The sequence below is a fragment of the Parabacteroides gordonii MS-1 = DSM 23371 genome (assembly GCF_000969825.1).
Taxonomy (GTDB): domain Bacteria; phylum Bacteroidota; class Bacteroidia; order Bacteroidales; family Tannerellaceae; genus Parabacteroides; species Parabacteroides gordonii.
The window spans coordinates 844,911-850,341 of sequence record NZ_KQ033920.1 but is presented as its reverse complement, the minus strand read 5'-3'; the positions used below and the strand labels follow the sequence as shown (position 1 = coordinate 850,341).

At 40.3% G+C, this 5,431-nt stretch carries 5 protein-coding genes; all 5 read left to right on the top strand.

Annotated features, from left to right (window positions below; all coding sequences use genetic code 11):
- On the top strand, window positions 1-1,572 hold a 1,572-nt coding region (locus tag HMPREF1536_RS20535; protein WP_046151808.1), incomplete at its 5' end, for a DUF4906 domain-containing protein.
- 37 nt (window positions 1,573-1,609) lie between these two features.
- On the top strand, window positions 1,610-1,801 hold the full coding sequence (locus HMPREF1536_RS20530; protein WP_028729277.1) for a hypothetical protein: 192 nt from the start codon (window positions 1,610-1,612) through the stop codon (window positions 1,799-1,801).
- Between the two features lie 204 nt (window positions 1,802-2,005).
- Complete coding sequence (locus HMPREF1536_RS20525; protein WP_225608031.1) at window positions 2,006-4,369, top strand: DUF4906 domain-containing protein; 2,364 nt, start codon at window positions 2,006-2,008, stop codon at window positions 4,367-4,369.
- 162 nt (window positions 4,370-4,531) lie between these two features.
- Window positions 4,532-4,825 (top strand): nucleotidyltransferase family protein, encoded by a 294-nt coding sequence (locus tag HMPREF1536_RS20520; protein ID WP_028729279.1) that lies wholly within the window; start codon window positions 4,532-4,534, stop codon window positions 4,823-4,825.
- Between the two features lie 2 nt (window positions 4,826-4,827).
- A complete protein-coding gene (locus tag HMPREF1536_RS20515; RefSeq protein WP_028729280.1) occupies window positions 4,828-5,202 on the top strand; it encodes a HepT-like ribonuclease domain-containing protein in 375 nt (124 codons plus the stop codon).
- Window positions 5,203-5,431: the final 229 nt, after the last annotated feature.

The following is a 5,431-nucleotide window of genomic DNA, read 5'->3' as shown; positions in this document are numbered from 1 at the left end:
TATCCGTCGTTGCTTGACCAGTTTACAACGATACAGGTCGATCCGTCTGGTAAATCATCCTATTCCTGTTGGATACCCGCCAATGTACGTGGAACAAATCCGGCAGCCACTTCGCAAACCTACCGTATCAAGTCGAATGCCCCGACAGGTAGCTCGTATGCCAGCTTCATAGCCGTTAATGGTGAAGAGTCGAAGAAAAAACTCAATTACCGTGTCTATTTGGGTGGACGAACAACATTCGATTTCAATCTTTACAATAATACGAATTATAACTACGAAGTAAACTTCAATCATACAGGATTACCGACCAATGACCGCCGTGTAACAATTATCGACCCGATACCTGCATCCGAAAATAATAATAACCTGGTTCCGACAGCCAACTGCTTCATGGTTGCTCCCGGTGGAGCTTTCTGTTTTAACCCATATAAATATGAGGTAAACGGGGAACCTACAGAAAATACCCTGTTGAAGAGTTGGTGTGAGTCCGCAAAGATTCAGTCGGTGAAAGTCCTTTGGCAGACTAAAGAGAATGGTGATATTGGTGATCCGGTGCTGGGCGTTGTCAATTCTTCAGACGATCATAAAAACATAGTCGATCTGATAAATGGTGACGACTTTGATAAAGCTCGTATCTACTGCCGCGTAGCCCCGAATACAACAGGAGGTAGTGGAGCCATAGCTGCCTATAACGAAAGTGGCGAAATTTTATGGAGTTGGCATATTTGGGTGACGGATTATAGTCCCGATGCAAGAGGTAATAATGATGTACAAACTCCGGTAAACAAGCGAAAACTGAAGTTTGAATATGGCAGCTATACCAACAATTTTCCAATGATGGATCGAAACTTGGGTGCATCGGCAGGATATATAGAACTTCCCCCTGATGATCTTGAAAAATCAAAGACAAATGGTTTTTATTATCAGTGGGGTAGGAAAGATCCTTTCAGAGGGAGCTATTCAAATACTAAGATTTCTCAAGTTTTAAATACAGATATAAAGGCTAATGCTCCTACAAAGGGACTTTTGAGCCTGTTTAAAGCAGACGGACTTACTTTTTACCCAATGTCCGTTATTCAAAAACAGGTTTCTTTTCGGGATGCATATAAAGATCCGGGGAATATGTATAAAATACCTACAGGTTCTAATCAATGGATAGATAATGCTACAGATGATTACAGAAAAGCTTGGGGAGCCGGTATTGGTAAAGGTCTTCATGATCCTTGCCCAACAGGATGGCGCATTGCAACTATGGCCAATTATCGACAATTATTCAATTCTGGTGGTACGGGAAATCTGAGAGTAAAAGAGAGTACATCCGGCGGATATGTAATCTATTATGATAAAAACGGTGTGAATACTACTTACTTCTATCTGGCAGGTTATTGGTCACAGTATGGCCTGACAGGTATTAATGGTAGTATGTACATGTGGTGTGGAGATGCTTTAAGCAGGACTGGCGGTAGTGGCGGAATTTATTTTATGATGGAGGGGAATAAGACTGCTAAATTTCTGACAACAGGTAATGAGCGTGAATCTCTACTTGTCCGCTGCATCCAGGAACGGGAATAGCAACTGTTAATGTGCGTAAAAAAGTAAAGAGACAAGCATGAAAAAAGTAATAAAAATGGAAATGAAGAAAATAAACATAGAGAATGACAATCAAGAGGTGATGAAAAAAGAAAGTGTCTCATTCTTACGTAGAAAGAGACACGGTGTCAAATTGCTTGAAAATCTAACTGTAATGGCTGCTAAAGTAGTAACTTTTAACGACCGGGGCAAGGTTTTGGTAACAATTTGATAATATTAAAATAACGCCACCCTTTGAGGCGTAAGCGATCATTGATTTACTATTGCATTTAAAGCGCTGAATGACAGTTGCTAACAGAACCTGTCGGGAGCGTGTCTCTTTCTACGTAAGAAAGAGACAGTTTTGTAGTAGTAAATAAATGATAAAAGGATGGCTAGTATAGGACGAAAATTAGAGAAAAAGGGAGTTATTGCAATGACACTTTTAACACTGGTATTGATAGGAACAGGTTGCGAAGATAGCATCGACAATCCGGCGGTTCGTCCGTCGGAGGGAAAGACGGTCGAAGTATCTCTCCATATCGGGTTTGCAGATGAAGTCGACGGCTATACTGTTGACACTAAATCCGGCACATCAACCGGGAAAGGAGCATTCAGTTACGAGCTACAACCTAATGCCATGACTAAAGGCGATGTTTCGGTAAAACCGGATCAACTCTATAATCTGGAAATACAGCAATACGATCAATCCGGCAAACGCATTGGTGGAATGAATAATGCAGTTCCGCAGCAGGCTACCGGTTCCGCTATCACCCTTTCTTTGGATGAAAACCCCGACTGCCAGTTAGTTATCGTAGCCTGGGGCGAGGGCAATACAACCCCTCGTCTGGGAACAACCAACAAACTGGAAGATATTCAAAAGCTATCCATAGATGCTTCCGTTATCAATGGTATCTCTCCTGAAAATATGAACAAGATGCCTTATATTTTACACCTCGAACATGTAAAGGTGAGTAGCGACAAACGACTTCAAAGTGTTGACGGCAAAGATGCCCGCTTGCTCCTTAAACGTCTGGCTGCCCGGCTGACATTGAACTGGACTTATTCATATAGCGGCTATAAAATGAAACAAATCCTGCTGCAAAGTATTCCACTTGATTATAAAATAGTACCGGCGCCTGATAAGACAGAAAAGACTTATCCCTCATTACTGGATCAATATACAACAATACAATTGACAGAAAACGAAATAGCTACTAACAAATATTCTTGTTGGATACCCGCCAATGTACGCGGAACAAATTCGTCTGCCACCTCACAGACCTATCGTATCAAATCGAATGCCCCGACAGGCAGTTCGTATGTCGATTTCATCGCATCCAATACTACCGAAGCAAAGAAAAAGCTAAGTTACCGTGTTTATCTGGGTGGTGCGGAATCGTCGGACTTTAACCTGCATGGAAATACCGATTACAACTATACAGTGAGAATACAGCATGATGGCCTGCCGATCAACGACCGTCGTGTAACGATCATCGACCCGATACCGGCTTCAGAAAATAATAACAATCTGGTTCCGACTGCCAACTGTTTTATGGTGGTTCCTGGTGGTGCTTTCTGTTTCAATCCGTATAAATACTACGTAAACGAGACAGTAACCGAAAATTCACTGTTAAAAGGTTGGTGTTCGTCTGAAAAGATCCAATCGGTTAAAGTCCTGTGGCAGACGAAAGAAAATGGCGATGTTGGCGATCCTGTCTTAGGTACTGTTAATTCATCGGAAGATCATACGAATATAGTCAATGTCAGCAATGGAGACGATTTTGATAAGGCTCGTATCTATTGCCGTGTTGCTCCAAACACAACAGGAGGAAGCGGTCTCATTGCTGCCTATGCCAGTACTGACGGAACAGGTGATCCTCTTTGGAGCTGGCATATTTGGGTAACAGATTATAATCCGGATGCAAAAAGCAATGTAACTGTATTGACCCCGGTGAACAAACGGAAACTGAAGTTTACATATAATAATGTAGCAGATCAGCCTCCAATTATGGATCGAAATTTAGGAGCTATGGCCGGTTTTACACTCTCAGATCCACCTCGTGATCAATTGGACATGTCAAAAGCAAACGGTCTTCATTATCAGTGGGGGCGAAAAGACCCGTTCCCAAGTAGTTATTCGGCTGATCTTATTTCCGTTGTTAAAGGATTGACATCGAAAACTATACCGCCCAAAGGGATGCTTAATAGATATGCTCCTGACGGGATCACGTATGTGCCCTTGAACAGTGTAACATCTAAAACAACAGTCAGAAATGCTTTTCAGCATCCGGCAACAGTCTATATTGCGAGTTCAACTGCTATAGATTGGTGCAGTGAAACTTCTGCTATACCAACATTATGGAATTCTCCCGATACTGAAGCCGGGACAAAGACGTTTCATGATCCATGTCCTGCAGGTTGGCGCGTTGTTTCCTATAGGCATCTGCGTTCGTTTTTTACAGCTACACCTAATTCAGATGGAACAATCGGTGGAACACAAAATATAGTCAATCCAACGACATTCAGTGCAGATGGAGGAGTTTATTTTTATTATTCAGCAAAGGGGAGCGGTGAAGCGACATATATACGTATGACTGGTTATTGGAGATATGCAGATGAATTTCATTATATAGGGCAAAGATCTAATTGGTGGTTACGGGAACATATTGGTACTGCCGGGAAAGCTAATTATGGTTTCTATATAAATGGAACAACCAGTACGATGAATGCAGGAATATCCAAAGGTTGGTATCCTCAGGATGTTCATACCACCCGTTGCATTCAGGAATTGGAATAGCGATAATAACAAACAAAACACTCGTTGCATTCGATATCGATGCAAACAGCAAGCGTTCTTTGACATGATGAGATTGATAGGAAAATAGAGACTGTTATGTAATTATGGACAGAAAATATTGTATATTTGCCATCAACAATATAGAAACTAAATAAATAAGTCATGAAATCAACAAAAGAATACATAGAGCTTCTTCGTCAATTCATGCAACAGAAAGGAGCCAAATATGGAATTTCCAGAATGGGAATTTTTGGTTCAGTTGCACGAGGAGAGCAAAATGAGAATAGTGACGTTGATATTTTGTTTGAAGGAAAAGCCAATCTTTTACTCCACGTTCGTATAAAAAATGAATTGGAGGAATTGTTAGGGAGCCCCGTTGATCTGGTTCGTATGAGAAATCAATTGAACGGGACATCACTAAAGCAATCGATATTAAATGATGTGATCTTCGTATAATCATGACGTTACGCATACTTGATTTACTCACACAAATAGAAGAATCCTGTTGTATAATTCAACAAAGAACATCAGGAATAAATACTTATCAGGATTTTTTACTGAGCCCTGATGGCATGTTTATTCTGGATGGAGTTTGCATGAAGCTTATTTTTATTGGTGAAAGCGTTAAGAATATAGATAAAATAACAAACCATACATTACTTATAAATTATCCGGAAGTACCTTGGAAAGATTTAATGGGATTACGGGATATTATTGTTCATCAATATCATCGAATAGATGCAGAAGCAATATTCGATACACTTCAGAATGATATACCTAATCTGTTAGCAACGATAAGCGAGATAAAATTGATTTTATCTTCTCAGTACTAAACAATAAACTTTATATTCCTATCAATCGCATCTGTTAAATATACCAGATGCACCTAATAGTTACGCAGCATCCTGCCGGGTGTTGCGCCGCTTTTTGTGTGTCTGAATGTAATTGTTAATGTGCGTAAAAAAGTAAAGAGACAAGCATGAAAAAAGTAATAAAAATGGAAATGAAGAAAATAAACATAGAGAATGACAATCAAGAGGTGATGAAAAAAGAAAGTGTCTC

Excerpts from the sequence above, each read along its gene's own strand:
- HMPREF1536_RS20530 (WP_028729277.1), top strand. The coding sequence starts at position 1,610 with ATGAAAAAAGTAATAAAAATGGAAATGAAGAAAATAAACATAGAGAAT.
- HMPREF1536_RS20525 (WP_225608031.1), top strand. The coding sequence starts at position 2,006 with ATGACACTTTTAACACTGGTATTGATAGGAACAGGTTGCGAAGATAGC.
- HMPREF1536_RS20520 (WP_028729279.1), top strand. The coding sequence starts at position 4,532 with ATGAAATCAACAAAAGAATACATAGAGCTTCTTCGTCAATTCATGCAA.
- HMPREF1536_RS20515 (WP_028729280.1), top strand. The coding sequence starts at position 4,828 with ATGACGTTACGCATACTTGATTTACTCACACAAATAGAAGAATCCTGT.